Source organism: Leisingera sp. ANG-S5, from assembly GCF_000813925.1.
Lineage (GTDB): Bacteria > Pseudomonadota > Alphaproteobacteria > Rhodobacterales > Rhodobacteraceae > Leisingera.
Genome location: NZ_JWLH01000037.1, coordinates 1 through 547, shown reverse-complemented (window position 1 = coordinate 547; position 547 = coordinate 1). Strand labels below are relative to the sequence as shown.

The following is a 547-nucleotide window of genomic DNA, read 5'->3' as shown; positions in this document are numbered from 1 at the left end:
CCTCCCTGGGCGCCGCCGTTTCTTGATTCGGGGACCACGGCTTGCCGCGCCCGGGCCGGGAGGCTGACGGTTTTGCGCTATCCCTTTGCCGCATCTGCTGATTTGATCGTAGGCATAGGCATCAGTGATTTGCAGGACCGCGCCATGAAATTCATCCACCTCACCGATATCCACCTGATGGCGCCGGGCGTGCCGCTGAACGGCGGCGATCCGGCTGCGAATCTCAGCCGGGTGCTGGCGGATATTGCCGAGTGGCACCGCGATGCGGCGTTCTGCGTGATTTCGGGCGATTTGGCAGATGAGGGTGATCCGGCGGCCTATGGCTGGCTGCAGGAGCAATTGGCGGCGTTCCCGCTGCCCACATTCCTGATGCTGGGCAATCATGATGTGCGGGAGAATTTCCTGAGCGTCTTTGCGGATCACCCGCGCGACGGCGGCGGGTTTGTGCAGCACAGCCACTCGGCGGGTGGTGCGCGGTTTCTGTTCCTCGATACGCTGACCGGCGGGCCGGACGTGCATGACGGGGAGCTGTGTGCAGAGCGGCTGG

General features: G+C 64.2%; 1 protein-coding gene. It reads left to right on the top strand.

Going from position 1 to position 547, the window contains the following annotated elements; genetic code table 11:
* Positions 1 to 144: 144 nt before the first annotated feature.
* Positions 145 to 547 (top strand): metallophosphoesterase (locus RA25_RS21990; protein WP_241477464.1); only part of this gene is annotated, 403 nt, incomplete at its 3' end.